The 17,124-nt window shown below is 63.2% G+C and carries 18 protein-coding genes; 5 read left to right on the top strand and 13 right to left on the bottom strand.

Features of this window, described 5'->3' with window-relative positions:
* Positions 1-6 precede the first annotated feature (6 nt).
* Both MRBLMS1_RS21330 and MRBLMS1_RS21335 read right to left on the bottom strand, forming a co-directional pair.
* Complete coding sequence (locus tag MRBLMS1_RS21330; RefSeq protein ID WP_072454940.1) at positions 7-408, bottom strand: ribosomal maturation YjgA family protein; 402 nt, start codon at positions 406-408, stop codon at positions 7-9.
* 89 nt (positions 409-497) lie between these two features.
* On the bottom strand, positions 498-1,403 hold the full coding sequence (locus MRBLMS1_RS21335; protein ID WP_485881711.1) for a LysR family transcriptional regulator: 906 nt from the start codon (positions 1,401-1,403) through the stop codon (positions 498-500).
* A gap of 99 nt (positions 1,404-1,502) precedes the next feature.
* On the opposite strand from MRBLMS1_RS21335, the gene MRBLMS1_RS21340 reads away from it, so the two are divergent.
* Positions 1,503-2,777, top strand: coding sequence for an SGNH/GDSL hydrolase family protein (locus tag MRBLMS1_RS21340; protein ID WP_485881713.1), 1,275 nt, complete (start codon positions 1,503-1,505; stop codon positions 2,775-2,777).
* 131 nt (positions 2,778-2,908) lie between these two features.
* Here the strand turns inward: MRBLMS1_RS21340 and cysK are convergent, their stop codons facing one another.
* Together cysK and MRBLMS1_RS21350 are read right to left on the bottom strand one after the other, a co-directional pair.
* Positions 2,909-3,841, bottom strand: coding sequence for a cysteine synthase A (cysK, locus tag MRBLMS1_RS21345; RefSeq protein WP_128141793.1), 933 nt, complete (start codon positions 3,839-3,841; stop codon positions 2,909-2,911).
* Between the two features lie 99 nt (positions 3,842-3,940).
* Positions 3,941-4,405 carry an FKBP-type peptidyl-prolyl cis-trans isomerase gene (locus tag MRBLMS1_RS21350; protein ID WP_034746152.1) on the bottom strand — a complete coding sequence of 155 codons (465 nt, stop codon included), beginning with the start codon at positions 4,403-4,405 and terminating at the stop codon, positions 3,941-3,943.
* 95 nt (positions 4,406-4,500) lie between these two features.
* Between MRBLMS1_RS21350 and thpR the strand changes: the two genes are divergently transcribed.
* Positions 4,501-5,019: an RNA 2',3'-cyclic phosphodiesterase gene (gene thpR / locus MRBLMS1_RS21355; RefSeq protein WP_485881716.1), complete on the top strand. Its 519-nt coding sequence runs from the start codon at positions 4,501-4,503 to the stop codon at positions 5,017-5,019.
* Here thpR and MRBLMS1_RS21360 read toward each other — a convergent pair.
* Complete coding sequence (locus MRBLMS1_RS21360; protein WP_485881718.1) at positions 5,016-5,873, bottom strand: tRNA threonylcarbamoyladenosine dehydratase; 858 nt, start codon at positions 5,871-5,873, stop codon at positions 5,016-5,018. The genes thpR and MRBLMS1_RS21360 overlap by 4 nt on opposite strands.
* Before the next feature lie 112 nt (positions 5,874-5,985).
* On the opposite strand from MRBLMS1_RS21360, the gene pdxH reads away from it, so the two are divergent.
* Complete coding sequence (gene pdxH, locus MRBLMS1_RS21365; RefSeq protein WP_485881720.1) at positions 5,986-7,194, top strand: pyridoxamine 5'-phosphate oxidase; 1,209 nt, start codon at positions 5,986-5,988, stop codon at positions 7,192-7,194.
* 127 nt (positions 7,195-7,321) lie between these two features.
* Positions 7,322-8,557 carry a class I SAM-dependent methyltransferase gene (locus MRBLMS1_RS21370; protein ID WP_485881722.1) on the top strand — a complete coding sequence of 412 codons (1,236 nt, stop codon included), beginning with the start codon at positions 7,322-7,324 and terminating at the stop codon, positions 8,555-8,557.
* Positions 8,558-8,573: 16 nt separating this feature from the next.
* Here the strand turns inward: MRBLMS1_RS21370 and msrA are convergent, their stop codons facing one another.
* A complete protein-coding gene (gene msrA / locus MRBLMS1_RS21375; protein WP_128141789.1) occupies positions 8,574-9,107 on the bottom strand; it encodes a peptide-methionine (S)-S-oxide reductase MsrA in 534 nt (177 codons plus the stop codon).
* A gap of 177 nt (positions 9,108-9,284) precedes the next feature.
* Between msrA and MRBLMS1_RS21380 the strand changes: the two genes are divergently transcribed.
* Entirely contained in the window at positions 9,285-9,791 is a 507-nt protein-coding gene (locus MRBLMS1_RS21380) for a flavin reductase family protein (protein ID WP_034746143.1), read from the top strand.
* 38 nt (positions 9,792-9,829) lie between these two features.
* On the opposite strand, the gene MRBLMS1_RS21385 is transcribed toward MRBLMS1_RS21380, so the two are convergent.
* The 7 genes from MRBLMS1_RS21385 to fba all read right to left on the bottom strand — a co-directional run bounded on the left by MRBLMS1_RS21385 (position 9,830) and on the right by fba (position 17,037).
* Positions 9,830-10,516 carry an OmpW/AlkL family protein gene (locus MRBLMS1_RS21385; protein ID WP_034746140.1) on the bottom strand — a complete coding sequence of 229 codons (687 nt, stop codon included), beginning with the start codon at positions 10,514-10,516 and terminating at the stop codon, positions 9,830-9,832.
* Between the two features lie 98 nt (positions 10,517-10,614).
* The gene (locus tag MRBLMS1_RS21390) at positions 10,615-12,006 is read right to left on the bottom strand and encodes an SGNH/GDSL hydrolase family protein (protein ID WP_485881725.1); all 1,392 of its coding nucleotides are present in this window, start codon (positions 12,004-12,006) and stop codon (positions 10,615-10,617) included.
* A gap of 241 nt (positions 12,007-12,247) precedes the next feature.
* Positions 12,248-13,267, bottom strand: a complete 1,020-nt coding sequence (locus MRBLMS1_RS21395; protein WP_128141786.1) for an L-threonylcarbamoyladenylate synthase — start codon at positions 13,265-13,267, stop codon at positions 12,248-12,250.
* Positions 13,264-14,460, bottom strand: a complete 1,197-nt coding sequence (locus tag MRBLMS1_RS21400) for a 5-(carboxyamino)imidazole ribonucleotide synthase (protein ID WP_485881727.1) — start codon at positions 14,458-14,460, stop codon at positions 13,264-13,266. The genes MRBLMS1_RS21395 and MRBLMS1_RS21400 overlap by 4 nt, the downstream gene beginning before the upstream one ends.
* Positions 14,461-14,475: 15 nt before the next feature.
* Positions 14,476-14,973 carry a 5-(carboxyamino)imidazole ribonucleotide mutase gene (gene purE, locus MRBLMS1_RS21405; protein WP_034746126.1) on the bottom strand — a complete coding sequence of 166 codons (498 nt, stop codon included), beginning with the start codon at positions 14,971-14,973 and terminating at the stop codon, positions 14,476-14,478.
* Position 14,974: 1 nt separating this feature from the next.
* Positions 14,975-15,868 (bottom strand): phosphoribosylaminoimidazolesuccinocarboxamide synthase, encoded by an 894-nt coding sequence (locus MRBLMS1_RS21410; protein ID WP_485881730.1) that lies wholly within the window; start codon positions 15,866-15,868, stop codon positions 14,975-14,977.
* 104 nt (positions 15,869-15,972) lie between these two features.
* A complete protein-coding gene (fba, locus tag MRBLMS1_RS21415) occupies positions 15,973-17,037 on the bottom strand; it encodes a class II fructose-bisphosphate aldolase (protein ID WP_034746119.1) in 1,065 nt (354 codons plus the stop codon).
* Positions 17,038-17,124: the final 87 nt, after the last annotated feature.

Here is a 17,124-nt window from a genome sequence, read left to right on the forward strand (position 1 = left end):
TCAGGATTAGCGGCGCTTGAACAGCGCCGCTTTATCGACCAGCGCCGCGATCGCCACGCCCGCCGCGTAGGCGATCAGGTCGACCCAGCCGAAGGCGGAACCCAGCACCAGGTGTCCCAGCGGATGCGCGCGCAACGCGACTATCCACGGCGCCTGGTATAGCTGGCCGAATTCGACGGCAAAGCAGATCAGCAAGGCCGTCAGCGCCAGCTGCCACGTGCGCATGCGCGTGGCGACGATGCCCAGCGCAAAGACGATCATCATGGCCCACAGGGCGTCGCCCGGATACTTGCCGAGCGCGGCAGGGACGAATTGGGGAAAGGCGCGCGAAGCCAGGCCCAGCGCGATGACAGCCACGGTTGCGCCCACCTGCAGCAGGCGGCGGCGTTCAGGTTTTACCAGGAACATATTTCCATTCAAAGGCACAATACGGGCCGAACCATTGCGGCCCGTCCGATATTGTACTGCGCGGCCGTGTCCGGATGCAGCCTATCGCATCACTCCAGCTCGACGTGCTGCGCCAGGAAGTCGAGAAAGACGCGCACGCGCAGCGGCACATGCCCGCCTTGCCCCACGAACACGGCATGCACTTCCTCGCTGTCGCCCGGGTTGAACTCTTCCAGCACGGCCTGCAGCCGGCCGGCCGCAATATCGGCGCGCACCTGGAAGGCGGCCAGGCGCGCCAGTCCCAATCCCGCCAGCGCCAGTTGCCGCAAGGCTTCGCCATCGCTGGCCTGTACATTACCCGTGACGGGCACGACGATGTCGCCCTCGGGCAGGCGCAGCGGCCAGCCCGAGCGGGCGCGCGCGTAGTTGGCGTCGAGCAGATTGTGTGCGGCCAGCTCGGTGGCAGTCAACGGCGTGCCGCGCCGCGCCAGGTAGGCTGGCGATGCCACGATCGCCATGCGCGTCTGGCCCAGCTTGCGCGCCAGCAGGCTAGAGCTTTTCAATGGCCCCGCCCGCACGGCCACGTCCGTGCGCTGCTCGAGGATATCGACGACGGCGTCCGTGAGCACGATGTCGAGCGTCACCTCGGGATAACGTTCGAGAAACAACGGCGCCAGCGGCAACAAGAAATGCTGGCCGAACGGTACGTTCGCATTGACCTTGATTTTGCCGCGCGGCACGTCCTGCACGCCGGCGCAGCGCTCGGCCTCGTCCAGCGCCGCCAGCACTTGCTGTCCCCGTTCGTACAGGCCGCACCCCTCGACCGTCAGCTGTAGCTGGCGCGTGGAGCGGTTCAGCAGGCGCGCGCCCAGGCGCTCTTCCAGGCGCGAGACGAGCTTGCTGACGGCCGATGGCGTCATGCCGCAAGCGCGCGCGGCAGCGGAAAAGCCACCGAGCTCGACCACGCGCACAAACACTTCCAGCTCGCCGGAGCGGTTCACTTCTAGTCTGGCCATTGTGAATTCAACTCATAAATGTTCTTCGATGAGATAGTCTAGTGCATAAATGGCTTTGCTTTCATCATGCTGGCATTCCCCTTGATGAAGCGAGCCGCCATGCAACGATTGTCCCTCTTCCCCGCCATCCTGCTGAGCCTGGCGCTGAGTGCTCCCGCCGCGCATGCGGTCGATCCCGCAACCTCCTGGCTGGCCAGCTGGACGGCCAGCCCCCAAGCCGTGTGGCGCAGCGATTTCCTGTTCCCCAGCAATGTGCCCGCCGTGCTGCACGGGCAGACCGTGCGCCAGGTGGCGCGCCTCAGCGTGGGCGGCCCGCGCGTGCGCATCGTGCTGTCGAATGCGTATGGCAAGGCGCCGCTGCGCATCGGCGCGGCCACCGTGGCCCTGGCCGCGGCCGGTTCCGCCATCGAAGCGGGCAGCCTGCGCACGCTGACGTTTTCCGGCCAGCCGGCGGCCAACATGGCGCCGGGCGCGCCGCTCGTCAGCGATCCCGTCGAGCTGTCCGTGCCGGACCTGGCCCGGCTGACGGTGAGCATCCACCTGCCGCAGGCCAGTCCCGTCGCCACGTTTCACTGGGATGGCCGCGAGACGGCGTGGATCGCCCCGCAGGACCAGACGCGGGCCGCGCGCATCGATGACATGCCCGGCGTGCAGACCACCACGGCCCGCCTTTTACTGAGTGCCATCCAGGTGGAAGCGGCGCCGGGGGCGCAGGGAGCGCAAACTGTGGCCATCCTCGGCGATTCGATTAGCGATGGCGCCACCGCCAGCCTGGGGATGGATGCGCGCTGGCCCGATTTCCTGGCCAAGCGCCTGGCGCCGCACGGCGTGGCCGTGATCAATGCGGGCATTTCCGGTGCGCGGCTATTGTCCGACGGCATGGGAGACAATGCCCTGGCCCGTTTCGAGCGCGACGTGCTGGCGCAGCCTGGCGTGCGCACGGTGATCGTCCTGTTGGGGATCAATGACATCAGCTGGCCCGGCACGGCGTTTGCGCCACGGCAAAAACGGTCGGCATTGGAGGAGTTAACAAACGGCTACACCCAGCTGGTCGCCCAGGCGCGCAGCCGCGGCGTGCGCGTGATCGCTGCCACCCTGACGCCATTCGAAGGCGCCCTGCCCGGTACACCGTTGAGCAACTATTACCAGCCAGAAAAAGATGCGCTGCGCCAGCAATTGAATGCGTGGATACGCGCCAGCGGCAGCTTTGATGCCGTGCTCGACTTCGACGCGCTGGCGCGCGACCCCGCGCACCCGCTGCGCCTGCTGCCCGCCTATGACTCGGGCGACCACCTGCACCCGGGCGACGCAGGCAACCGGGCGCTGGCCGAGGCGATCGACATGTCCCTACTGTTGCCAGCGCGGCAGCCGTAACTGGCTTTACAACGCCGAACAAAACCGTAGCGAGCGGAAGGAAGTTGTGGTCGAGAAGCGCAACTGTACGAAGGTACAGTGAGCATCGCAGGCCGCAAATTACGACGCGCAGTAGGTTTGGTTCGGCGTTCCTAGTCGCCCAGGCCTGCGTACAAAGCCGTGCTCAGGTAACGCTCGCCGAACGATGGAATGATGGTGACGATATGCTTGCCCGCGTTTTCCGGACGGCGCGCCACTTGCAGGGCAGCCCACAGGGCGGCACCCGACGAGATGCCGACCAACAAGCCTTCATCGCTGGCGGCCAGGCGCGCTGTGGCGAAGGCGTCGTCGTTCTTGACGCAAATGATTTCGTCGTAGATGGCCGTGTTCAAAATCTGCGGTACGAAACCGGCGCCGATGCCCTGGATCGGGTGCGGTCCCTTGGTGCCCTTCGACAGCATCGGCGACGCTTCCGGTTCCACGGCGATCACTTGCAGGCCGGGCTTGCGTTCCTTCAGCACTTCGCCGATGCCGGTAATCGTGCCGCCCGTGCCCACGCCAGCAACGACGATGTCCACTTGCCCATCCGTATCGCGCCAGATTTCCTCGGCCGTCGTGGCGCGGTGGATGGCGGGATTGGCGGGATTGTTGAATTGCTGCAGCATCAGATAGCGCGGGTCGGCCGCCACCAGTTCTTCGGCCTTGCGGATGGCGCCCAGCATGCCTTCGCTGCCGGGCGTGAGCACCAGCTCGGCGCCATAGGCGCGCAGCAGGATGCGGCGTTCGCGGCTCATGGTGTCGGGCATGACGAGGGTGCAGCGGTAGCCGCGCGCGGCGCACACCATGGCCAGCGCGATGCCCGTGTTGCCGCTGGTGGGCTCGACGATGACGGTATCGGAGTGGATCTTGCCTGCGGCTTCCGCGGCGACGATCATGGCCAGGCCGATGCGGTCCTTGACGCTGTGCGCGGGATTGTAGAATTCGAGTTTGGCCAGGATGGTGGCCACACTGCCGGCAGCGATGCGGTTAATGCGCACCAGGGGGGTATTGCCGATCAGTTCAGTGACGTCGTTGGCGATGTTCATGGGTGTGGTCTCCACAGCAATTTCAGAAGAACCCAGTCTACCGCGTTTCAGAGCGTAAATGGCGGTGGCGCGGGCATGCGCCGCCGCCAAACTGAACAATTACTTCACGTCCAGCAATTCCACGTCGAAGATCAGTGCCGAGTTCGGCGGAATGTCGCCATTGCCGGCGCCGCGCGGGCCGTAGGCCAGTTCGCCTGGAATAATCAGGGTGCGCTTGCCGCCCACTTTCATGCCGGCCACGCCCTGGTCCCAACCCTTGATGACCATGCCCTTGCCGAGCGGGAAGTCAAACGGGCCACGACCGACGGAGCTGTCGAACTTCTTGCCGCGCGAATCTTTCGCCAGCGGACGGTACAGCCAGCCCGTGTAGTGCACGGTGACGTTACTGCCGACGGACGCTTCCTTGCCCGTGCCGACCTTGTTGTCGATCAGAATCAATTTATCGGCGACAGGGCCTGGGCTCAGCGAGACGGCGGAGGCGGGAACAGGCGCTGGCGCCTGTGCCTGCGCCAGCGACGCGGCGACGGAGCAGATCAGGGCAAACAAAACGGAGCTACGCGTCATGATGTATTCTTTCAGTGAGTTTCGGTAAGATCCCTGCCAGTGCAAGTGAGCAGGGAACGCCAATAATAGCAAACCGCCGCAACGATAGGAAAAACTTGTCGCCCGATACACACTGCCCCCGCCTGTTTTACGCGCTGTGGCCCGATGCGGCCACGCGCGCGGCCCTGGCCGCCTGGCAGGCGCGCCTGGAAGGCAAACCCGTGCGTCCGGACAAGCTGCACCTGACCCTGGCCTTCCTGGGCCAGCGCCCAGCCAGCGACCTGCCGGCCCTGCTGGACATTCTGGCGCACACACCGGCGCATCCCATGCCCCTGCTGTTCGATCACGCCAGCCATTTTACGAAGCTGGCGCTGGCCTGGGCCGCCCTGGCGCAGCCTTCGCCGGCCTTGCTGGACTTGCGCGCGGCCTGCATGCAGCGCCTGGTGGAACAGGGGCTGGCGCCCCGCTTCGAGCACGACCGTTTTACGCCGCACGTGACCCTGGCGCGTCAGGCGCCGCCGCCGGCCATCGGGGACTTCGCGCCCATCGCCTGGCTGGCGGACGAGCTGGTGCTGGTGGAATCGCTCAAGAGCAGCGGCGACTACCGCATCCTGGCCAGCAGGAAATTAAGCTAGGCGGCGTCCGGTATCGACACGGGCACCTCGGCCAATTTGTCCTGGCGCAAGCTTTTCAGCGCATGCGCGGCCGCCACCATGCCGAAGCTGGCCGTCACCACCACGCTGGAACCGAAGCCGGCGCAGTTCAGGCCAGTGACGCCGGCGGGCGCGCCGCCATCGATGGCGCACGCTTCGGCGCTCTCGGGCGTGCTCAACGGTTCCATGGAAAACACGGCGTCGACATTGAATTTGTTTTTCACGCCACGGGGGAAACCATATTCGGTACGCAACAGTTTGCGTACTCGCTTGAGCAGCGGCTCCTGTTCCGTTTTCGACAGGTCGCGCACGGCGATCAGGGTCGGGTCCGTCTGCCCGCCCGCGCTGCCGATGGTCAGCATGGGAATGTTGCGCGCGCGGCAATATGCGATCACGGCCGCTTTCGCCTTGGCATTGTCGATGGCATCAACGAGGTAGTCGAAATCGCGCCCACCCAGCAATTGGTCCAGATTATCGGGGGTAATAAAATCCTCGATCTGCGTGACCTGGCAAAACGGGTTGATCAGTTCGATGCGTTCGGCCAGGGCCGTGATCTTGGCCTGGCCAATGGTGTCGCTCATGGCCTGGATCTGGCGGTTGATGTTCGATTCGGCAACATTATCGAGATCGATCAGGGTCAGGCGGCCGATGGCGCTGCGCGCCAGCGCTTCGACGATCCAGGAACCGACGCCGCCCACGCCGATCACACACACATGGGCGGCGCGGAAACACTCCAGCGCGGGCGCGCCGTACAGGCGGGCGATGCCGCCGAAACGCCGCTCAAAATCGATCTCGGTCAAGTCCATGGAAATTAGTTCATTGGTGGAGGTATGCATGGCGCCATTTTAACGGACACTGCGCTGACGGATATTCTAAAATAGCCGAATTGACACAGCGACAAGCAGCACTGTCGCCGCGCCCCCACACTGCCCATCACGAGAACTCGCCATGACCTCTCCCCTGTTCGACTCCGTTCCCGGCTTTGACCAGCCCATCGCCGTGCTCAAGCATTGCCACGACAAAATCCGCAAGCAGCTGACGACCCTGCAAAACCTGCTGGGCCATTTGGCACAGCACGGCAACACGATGGACGCGCAGCAGGCGGCCAAGGCGGTGTTGCAATATTTCAATAAAGCCGCCCATCTGCACCATGACGATGAAGAGCAGGACTTAATGCCGATGCTGCAAGCGACTGCCACGGGCGACGATGCCGCCCTGCTGGCGACCCTGGTACCGGAAATCCTGGCCGACCACCAGCGCATGGACCAGGCCTGGCTGACCCTGCGCCCGGAACTGGACGCCATCGCGGCCGGCACGGGCAAGCAGCTGTCCGCCGATGGCGTGGCCGCCTACGTTGCCGCCTACCAGGCTCACATGAGCAAGGAAGAGGGCCAGCTGGCGCCCATGGCCAAGCGCCTGTTCAGCGCGCAACAAATGGAGCAGCTGGGTACGGCGATGCAGCGCCGCCGCGGCATCGCGCCCGATGTGCCAGAAGCTGCCGAAGTGCCGGACGCGGCCGCCGTGCTGGCCGCCATGCGCACCGATTACGTGCAATCGAGCCTGAGCGAGACGGATGTGCTGGGCGATCCCATCGCCCAGTTCCAGAAATGGTTTGCCGAGGCCGTCAACGCACAGGTGATGGAGCCGAACGCCATGGACTTGTCCACCGTCACCCCTGACGGCAAGCCCAGCTCGCGCATCGTGCTGATCAAGCAGTTCGATGAGCGGGGCTTTACCTGGTACACGAATTACAACAGCGACAAGGGCCAGCATCTGCAACACAATCCAAACGCGGCCCTGCTGTTCTTCTGGCGCGAGCTGGAGCGGCAAGTACGCATCGAGGGCACGGTGGTGAAAACCACGGCGGCCGAGAGCGACGAGTATTTCAATGTGCGTCCCCTGCAAAGCCGGCTGTCGGCGATTGCCTCGCAACAAAGCGCCCCCATCGCCGACCGTGCTGCGCTGGAAAGCAATTACGAAGCCGTGGCGGCCGCCGTCGGCGACGCGCAGCCGCCGCGCCCGGCCCACTGGGGCGGCTACCGCTTGCAGCCGGAGCGCATCGAATTCTGGCAGGGGCGCCGTTCGCGCTTCCATGACCGCATCGTGTTTACGCGCGGTGCTGACGGGCAATGGAGCATGCAACGCTTGCAACCATAAGCAGAATAAGCAGGGCGGCGCAAAGCAAGCTGGTCAATATAGGTGTAGGCTATGAAGGTAGAAGTTACTAAATAACATTGTTTCTCAATTTGCAGCCCCGGCTGGGGCCGCTTCATTGGAGGCCATTTTGTTTGTACAAAACCAACTCAAGTCCTGGATCGCCAGCATCCGCAGCAAGACCGCCTTGCCGCTACGCATAGAATTGTGGAATGGCCAGCACGTCGACCTGTCCAGCGAAGCGCCCAGAGTCACCATCCGCCTGCCGACCGTCGCCTCGGCCCGCTATCTGCTGAACCCCTCGCTGGCCAATCTCGGTTCGGCTTATGTGGAAGGCAATATCGAGGTCAAGGGCACGGCCCAGGACATGATTTCCATCTGCAATGCCCTGGCGCGCAATACCTTGAAACCGGAAGGCAAGCTGGCCCGCATCGTGCGCAGCTTTACGCACGACAAGAGCAAGGATGCGGAAGCCATCCGCTACCACTACGACGTGTCGAATGCGTTTTATGAACAGTTTCTCGACCCCGGCCTCGTGTATTCCTGCGCCTATTTCGAACAGGGCGATGAAACTCTGGCACAGGCGCAAGTCAAGAAGATCGACCATATCCTGAAGAAAATCCAGTTGCAGCCGGGCCAGACCCTGCTCGACATCGGCTGCGGCTGGGGCGCGCTCGTGATTCGTGCCGCGCAGCAATATGGCGCCCGCTGCGTGGGCGTGACCCTGTCGGAAAACCAGTACGCGCTGGCGCGCGAGCGCGTGGCGGCGGCCGGCCTGGCGCACCTGATCGACATCCGCCTGCAAGATTACCGCGACGTGACGGGCCAGTTCGACCGCATCACCAGCGTGGGCATGTTCGAGCACGTGGGATTGAAGCATTTGCCCAACTACTTTTCCATCATCAACAAACTGCTGGCGCCCGACGGCATGGCGATGAATCACGGCATCACCTCGACCGATCCGGACAATGGCGAAACGCCATATGGCGGCGGCGAATTTATCGAAAAATATGTGTTCCCGCATGGTGAGCTGGCGCACATCGGCAATGTCCTGAAAACCATGCAGCAGGGTGGACTGGAAGTGCTGGACGTGGAAAACCTGCGGCGCCACTATGCGCGCACGTGCGCCCTGTGGACGGAAAATTTCGAAGCCCATGCCGAGCAGATCCGTCCATTGGCGGGCGAACGGCGCTTCCGCATCTGGCACGTCTACCTGGCCGGCTGCGCCTATGCCTTCGAGCAAGATTTGATCAGTCTGTACCAGATCGTCTGCGTGAAGGCGGGCCGGCGTTCTTCCACACTGCCCTGGTCGCGCAACTACATGTATGCGCAGGATGCCAGGCCGGCGCCCGTGCTGGCGAACTGACAGGCGCGCGGGGCGCCTACTTCAAGCGCCCCGCATACATGGCACGGAATTTCTCCACCTTGGGCGCGACGACCAGCGCGCAATAGCCCTGCAAGGGATGCTGCTCGACATAATTCTGGTGGCACTCCTCGGCCGGATAAAAGCTTGCTGCCGGCGCCAGTTGCGTGACGATGGGCGCATCCCACACGCAGGCCATCTCGGCGAGCACCTTGCGCGCCACCTTTTCCTGTTCCGCCGACTGGTAATGGATGACGGAGCGAAATTGCGTGCCGACATCGTTGCCTTGCCGGTTCACGGTGGTGGGGTCGTGCAGGGTAAAAAAGATTTCCAGCAAGTCGTGATAACTGATGACGGCGGGATCGAACTCCAGGCGCACCACTTCCGCGTGGCCCGTCTCGCCCGTGCACACCTGTTCATATGTGGGATCGGGTACGCTGCCACCCGTGTAGCCGGCCTCGACGCGCGTCACGCCGCGCACTTCCCCGTACACGGCATCGAGGCACCAGAAACAGCCACCACCGAATACCGCCACTTCCGTCTGTTGATGCATGATGTCCTCCCGCAACGCCTCTGCGACGTATCATTTCATTACTGTAACGCAAAGCGCCATGGCCTGCAGTGCCGCTTGAAACGGTGCGTGGTGCACCGCACATAAGGGGCATGCCGGCCACGATTGCGCTGGCGCGGCCGATTTTTGGCATAATGTCAGCAAATAGACAGGTCACCCATGAACACACGCTCTCCCCGCGCACCCGCGCAAGAATTCGATACGGCACATTTCCGCCAGGCGCTGTCGCAGTTTGCCACCGGCGTGACGGTCATTACGACGCGCCTGGCCGACGGCAGTTTCCGCGGCTTGACGGCCAGTTCCTTCAATTCCGTCTCGCTGTCGCCGCCACTGGTGCTGTGGAGCCTCGGTTCCGTGGCGAACAGCATGCCCATCTTCAGCGGCAACTCGCATTACGTCATCAACGTGCTGGGCGCCGAGCAGGCGGAACTGGCCACGCGCTTTTCACGCCGCACGCCGAACCCGTTCGACGACGTCGAATACGAGCTGTCGCGCACGGGCCAGCCCATCCTGAAAGGCGCGTCGGCCTGGTTCGAATGCCACAACCGCAGCCGCTATCCGGAAGGCGACCACGTCATTTTCGTGGGCGAAGTGGAACAATGCGCGTTTGCCGCGCAGCCGCCCTTGATCTTCCACAATGGAAAGTTCAATACACCGCCAGCCTGAGCGGGACAAAAAAAATCCGCCGAGGCGGATTTTTTGTTTTACAGGGTAAAGTTATACCCGATGCTGACACTCACGGCGAGCGGATCGAGCGTGATGCTCTGCGTCTGCCCCGTCGAGAATTTCGCCTTGGTTTTCAGGAAGGTCTTGACCACGGCCACGTCGGCAAACCAGCGCTCGTTGAAGGCCAGGGTGCTGCCGACCACCAGGCTGCCCGCCAGCTTGTTGTCCAGGCGGTAGGTGACGGGCGATCCACCCGGATCCAGCAAGGCCGTCATCTGGCCCGAGCCTTTTTCCTTCTGGAAATAGGCATAGGTCAAGCCCGCGCCCACGTAAGGGCGGATCATCGCATTGGGCTGGAAGAAACGGTACTGGATGAAAGCCGTCGGCGGCAAGGCTTCCGCCGTCCCCAGCTTGCCCGTACCCTTGATGGAACCATCGCCGATCAAGTCATGCTTGTACGGCACGCCCAGGATCATTTCAGCGGAAATATTGTCCGTGATCATGTAGGCAAAGGTCAGGATGGGCTTGGTATCCGACTTGACGTCGGCCTTGGTGTTCGGCAGCGCCGGCGCGGAAATGTCGCCACTGTCCACGTGCGGCGTAATCTTGTTGAGGCCAGCCTTGACCATCCAGGTACCTGCGCTTTGCGCCGAAGCGCCCGTCGCCATGGCCATCGCGGCGGCGGCGGCCAGCACGCGTACAGCGGTATTCAAACGATTTTTCATCTTGTCTCCTGATCATTATGTGCGGATAGCCGGGCTATCCAGTCTTGTCGCTGCCAGCGCCAGCCACGCCCAGGGGACGCAGCTGGCGCGGCGATTCCTTACAGCCAGCCCCGCACAACCATGTCCTTGGCTACATAACGGGCCAGCAACAGGTTGTTGAACGGCGTAGGGTGTACATCGTCGGCATACGAGTAATGGCTGACGTCGCCCGCTTTCAGATTCGAGCCATTGCAGACCAGCGAGCTGCCCAGAATATTGCCTGGCGCGCTCAAGTCGCACGCCGTCTCGCTGACGTTGGTCAAGCCATACGGGCCAGGGTTGGTGGCCTGGTCATGGCTGACGGCAAACACGTCGACCAGCAAGACTTTCGCGTTGGCGCTCAGGCCGCCGCTCAGTTCGCCATTGAAGGCGCTGACCATGGCATTGATGAGCGCCTTGGTATTAGCGTCCTTGCTCAGGCCCGATGGCGTACCGGCCACGTCCGGCAGATTGTTGACGATGACATAGTTGGCGCCCTTGGCGATGATCTGGTCCTTGACCAGCGCCACCAGTTCGGTACCCGCTTGTTTCATGGCGGCAACCAGTGTAGGCCCTTGGGCCACGGCGTAATCGGCACCGGCCTTGGCGCCGGCCGCGTTGCCCGTCACCGTCGCATCGGCCTGCGCCTTGACGACCAGCGGACCATACACGCTAGCCGAAGCGACCGCCGTATTGCCAGCAGTGACCGCGGCTTGCACGGCGGCACCGACGATGGTCTCCGATGTGGCGCCCGGCGCAGCGCTGGCCGCCTTGATGGCGGCGCCGATGGCAGCTGCTGCCGTGGTGGGGTTGGGGGCGCCGGCCGCCAGGGCCATGGTCAAATTGGTGGCGAAAGCCTGGGCGCCGGCGGCCGCGCCGGCAGCCTTGCCAGCAGCGGTCGCGCCCGCTTGCAATACGCCCAGCTGGAACAGCACGTCATTGCCACCGGCCATCACGAAAACGGCTTCCGTGCCGCTGAACTTGCCGCCGGAAACGGCCAGGTGGTTCGCGATCTGCGTCACCACGGGCACGGTCAGGGCGCCCAACGGACTGCCCGTCAATTTATTGTTCGGACCGACGGGGTTGGTCACGCGCGAACCGCCCATGGCGTAGCCGTAGCAGCCAGCATGCTTGACGCGCGGAACGGAAAGGCCTTGCGCGGCATTCCCCTCCAGACCCGTCTCGGCGGCGCATGGCGCGGCCAGGCCGAATTGCGCGGCCAGGTGCTCGGTCCAGTTCTTGCCCGTCAGTTCAGGATTGATCTTGGTATTGTCGCCATTGATGGTGAACTTGCCGCCACCTTTCGCCTGCACCGTACCCACGGCATACGAACCGACATCGGACAGGCTGTCGCCGAACGACACCTGCGCCGTGTATTTGACTTTCAAGGCTTGATCACCGCCACTGGCGCCGCCGCAACCTGCCAGGACAGCCGCAGCCAGCACAGCCAGCGCGAATTTTGTTTGATGCATTTTGTCTCCTCGGTCTTTTTTCTGGTTTCTAAACGAACGGGCGTGCTATTCGCTACCCAACTAATATGCCATCGTTCCTCAGGCTTGTATAGAAAATATGTTTTAAAAATCAACGAAATAACAACATCGCCGGCGCCCTGTCATGACCGGCCGATCCGCTGAATTATGGAGGATTTACTATGTTTCGTGGCAAGCATTGCTATTGCGCTGCATCAATAAAAAGCCCCTTGCGGGGCTTTTTTCAGACGGACAGGAATTGCTGCAAGATACCACTTGAGCCGAAAGCGGCGCGCCGCAAACGGTCGTTGACACCCAGCCACGCAGGACCGGTCGGTGGCGCTTCGACGAGTATCAGCTCGGCGCCGACCTGGTCCATCGTGCGCAGCGAGGCATACAGCGCATGTGCGTAGTTTTCCGGGTTGGCGGCCAGGCGTACGCTGGCGCTGGCCGGCGGCAGATCCGAGTAGTGGATCAGGGCCACGCGGCGCCCGTCGTTGAGCAGGCGGTTCAAGGTGGCGCTCACGTCATCGCTGTGCTGCATCGCAACAGGCGTATGCGGTGCGTAATGCGATTCCAGCGTGCCCGAGGCACGCGGCGCGGCCGCATCGGCAACAGCCGGTGCGCGGCCAATGACGGCGGCGATCTGCTCGCTGCTGATATGGCCAGGACGCAACAGCACGGGACCATGTGTGGCCAGGCGCGACAGGTCGACGATGGTCGACTCGATGCCCACGTCGCTCTGTCCGCCGTCGAGCACCAGGCCCAGCAAGCCGCTGTCGAGTTCCGCCGCGAATTCATCGCGCACGTGCTGCGCCGTCGTCGGGCTGACGTTGCCGAATTTGTTCGCCGACGGTGCTGCCAGGCCGCCCTTGCCCCCCTTGAAAGTGCGTAGCAATGCGATAGCCACTGGGTGCGACGGGCAACGCAGACCCACCGTATCCTGGCCGCCGGAAACGGCATCGGGAATATGCGCGGCACGCTTGACGATCAGGGTCAGCGGACCGGGCCAGAAAGCGGCTACCAGTTGCTGCGCTTCCTGCGGGATATCGTCGGACCAGTGCGCCAGGTCGGCGCCGGGCGCCACGTGCACGATCACGGGATGGTCAGAGGGACGGCCCTTGGCTTCGTAGATGCGCGCCACGGCGGCCGGGTTTTCCGCATCGGCGCCCAGGCCATACACGGTTTCCGTCGGGAAGGCGACGAGGCCGCCCTCTTCCAGCACGGCGGCGGCCGCCGCCAGGTCTTGTGCGGGCACGCTCACGGCGCGATTCCCAGGATCAAACAAGCGTCGCGCAGGCGCTGCTGCGCCTGCGGCAACGTGGCGGCGATGAAGGTCAAATGGCCCATCTTGCGGCCACGGCGCGGATCGTCCTTGCCATACAGGTGCAGGCAAGCGCCCGGCAGCGCCAGCACCTGGTCCCACGCCGGTTCGGTGACCACATCGCTGTCGTCGGCAAACCAGGCGTCGCCTAGGATGTTGAGCATCACGGCCGGCGAATGCTGGCGCACGTCGCCCAGCGGCAAGCGCGCCATGGCCCGCACCTGCTGCGCGAACTGGCTCGTAACGCAGGCATCCATCGTGTAATGGCCGCTGTTGTGCGGGCGCGGCGCCATTTCATTGACCACCAGGCTGCCGTCTTCCAGCACAAAAAATTCGATGCACAGCACGCCGACGTAACCGAGTTCTGCCACCATGGCTTGCGCCGCCCGCTGCGCCTTGGCGGCGCAATCGTCGGACACGTTCGGGCCCGGCACGGTGGTGGTAAACAAGACGCCGTCGCGGTGCACGTTCTCGGCGATCGGATAGACGACCGATTCGCCATCCACGCCGCGCGCCGTCAGCACCGACACTTCATACGCCAGCGGCAGCATCTTTTCCAGCAAGCAAGTTACTTGTCCCATTTCCGCAAACGCGGCGCGCACATCGTCGCGTGTGCGCACGCGGAACTGGCCCTTGCCGTCATAGCCCATGCGTACGGTTTTCAGGATGCCTGGCAGCAAGTCGTCACCGATGGCATCGATGTCAAGCTGCGTGGCAATCACCATGTGCGGCGCCGGCAGCACGCCCGATTTCGAGGCGCAGTCGACAAAGAAACGCTTTTCCGCGATGCGGTCCTGCGCCACCGATACGCCATGGGCGTTCGGCGCCACGAACACGCGTTCGGCCAGGCGCGACAGGCTGTCGGCCGGCACGTTTTCAAATTCCGTGGTGACGGCCAGGCATTGCGCGGCCAGGGCGTCGAGACCGGCCACATCGCTGTAGCCGGCATTGATGAGGCGCTGCGCCACCTGCCCCGCAGGGCAGGCGTCGGACGGTTCCAGTACGGCTACTTGATAACCGATGCTCTGGGCGGCCTGGGCAAACATGCGGCCGAGCTGGCCGCCGCCCATCACGCCCAGCCACGCCGGTGGATGGGCGGCAGGCAGCAATGGGGAAGTCGATTTACTATTCATTATTTCTCAAACACATTAGTCAGGCAAGACCATGGCCTTGGCGGCGGCCGTTTGCGTGGCACGGAACGCTTCCAGGCGCTCGGCCAGGGCGTCGTCGTTGGCGGCAAGCATGGCCACGGCCGTCAGCGCCGCATTCGCCGCGCCCGCTTCGCCGATGGCGAAGGTGGCCACCGGCACGCCCTTGGGCATTTGCAGGATGGACAGCATGGAATCTTCGCCGCGCAGGTATTTCGATGGCACGGGCACGCCCAGCACGGGCACGATGGTCATCGCCGCTACCATGCCAGGCAGGTGGGCCGCACCGCCGGCGCCGGCGATGATGGCGCGCAAGCCGCGCGCGCGCGCGCTTTTCGCGTACGCATACATCTCGTCGGGCATGCGGTGCGCGGAAATGACTTGCGCTTCGTATGGCACGCCAAACTGTTTCAGCATGGCGACCGCGTTCTGCATCACGTCCCAGTCCGAGGACGAGCCCATGATGACGCCGACCAGCGGCTTGTTTTGCTCAGTCATCTCAGGCCTTCAGCTTCTCGCCCGTCAGGCGTTCGATGGCTTCAAAATACTTGGCCTGGGTTTTTTCGATGACGTCGGCTGGCAGTGCTGGCGCCGGTGCGGTCTTGCCCCAGGTCAGCGTTTCCAGGTAATCGCGCACGAATTGCTTGTCGAACGACGGTGGCGAAATGCCAGGCTGGTAGGAATCCGCAGGCCAGAAGCGCGACGAGTCGGCCGTCAGCACTTCATCCATCAAATGCATGACGCCATTGTCGTCCAAGCCGAATTCGAACTTGGTGTCGGCGATGATGATGCCGCGCGTGGCCGCGTATTCGGCGGCCGTCTTGTAAAGTTGAATGGCCACGTCGCGCATCTTGGCGGCCAGTTCCGCGCCGATGCGCTCTTCCATTTCAGCAAAGCTGATGTTTTCGTCATGCTCGCCCAGCTCGGCTTTGGCAGCCGGCGTGAAGATCGGCTCCGGCAGTTTTTCCGCCTGTTTCAGGCCCGCTGGCAACTGGATGCCGCAAATGCTGCCCGTGTCCTGGTAATCTTTCCAGCCCGAACCGATGATGTAGCCGCGCACGACTGCCTCGACCATGATCGGTTGCAAGCGCTTTGCCACGACGGCACGGCCTTGCACTTGCTCCACTTCCTCGGGCGCCACCACGGATTCCGGCGCCACGCCGGTCAGGTGGTTCGGCACGATATGGCCCAGTTTCTCGAACCAGAAATCGCTCATCTGGTTAAGGACCTTGCCCTTGCCGGGGATAGGCTCGTTCATGACGACATCGAAGGCCGACAGGCGGTCCGTGGTGACGATCAGGATCTTGTCGTCGCCAACGGCGTAATTGTCGCGGACCTTGCCGTGGCCCAGCAATGGCAGGGAGTGGATGGAAGTCTGATAGAGGCTGTTCATAGCGGGGGAATAGTTGGATGAAACGAAACCGGCAGGCAAGGGGTGCCTGCCGGTCGAGAAAATCGGGCACGGAGCATTGCTTCCGGCCCGTTCCAGACAGAATTTTACTTCACAATTTGCGACAGCTCGCCGGCCTTGTAGCGCTCGGCCATTTTTTCCAGTGGCATGGCCTTGATTTTCGACGCCTGGCCTTCGCAGCCGAATGCCTGCATGCGGGCGCGCACGATTTGCTCTGCAGCAAGACGGGCTGGTTTCAGGTAGTCGCGCGGGTCGAATTTCGACGGGTTTTCAAACAGGTATTTGCGGATCGCGGCCGTCATTGCCAGGCGGATGTCGGTGTCGATGTTGATCTTGCGCACGCCGTGACGGATGCCTTCCTGGATTTCCTCGACTGGCACGCCGTAGGTTTCCTTCATGTCGCCGCCGAATTCGCGGATGATGGCCAGCAATTCCTGCGGCACCGACGAGGAACCGTGCATCACCAGGTGGGTGTTCGGGATGCGCGCGTGGATTTCCTTGATGCGGTCGATGGCCAGGATGTCGCCCGTCGGCTTGCGCGTGAATTTGTAGGCGCCGTGCGAGGTGCCGATGGCGATCGCCAGGGCGTCGCACTGGGTGCGCTGCACGAAGTCGGCCGCTTGCGCCACGTCCGTCAGCAGTTGCTCGCGGGTCATGGTGCCGTCGGCGCCGTGGCCGTCTTCCTTGTCGCCCTTCATGGTTTCCAGCGAACCGAGCACGCCCAGTTCCGCTTCCACCGTCACGCCGATCGCGTGCGAGAATTTCACGACTTCACGCGACACTTCCACGTTGTATTCGTAGGAAGCGACCGACTTGCCGTCCGCTTCCAGCGAACCGTCCATCATCACGGAAGTAAAACCCGAGCGGATGGCGGCCATGCAGACGGCCGGCGACTGGCCGTGATCCTGGTGCATGACGACGGGAATGTGCGGATACGCTTCGACGGCGGCGTCGATCAGGTGGCGCAGGAACGCTTCACCGGCGTACTTGCGCGCGCCAGCGGACGCTTGCATGATCACCGGGCTGTTGAGCGCATCGGCGGCGGCCATGATGGCTTGTACTTGCTCCAGGTTGTTGACGTTGAAAGCAGGAATGCCATAGCCGTTTTCGGCGGCATGGTCCAGCAGTTGACGCATGGATACGAGAGACATGGTAATACTCCAGATAACAATAGAAACCGTTGCGGCGCTTCGCGGTCAATGACCGCGGCGGCGCCTGAATTCTTTCAACAAAACCAG

Source organism: Massilia sp. LMS1-1-1.1 (assembly GCF_040815535.1).
GTDB classification, from domain to species: Bacteria; Pseudomonadota; Gammaproteobacteria; order Burkholderiales; family Burkholderiaceae_D; genus Janthinobacterium; species Janthinobacterium aestuarii.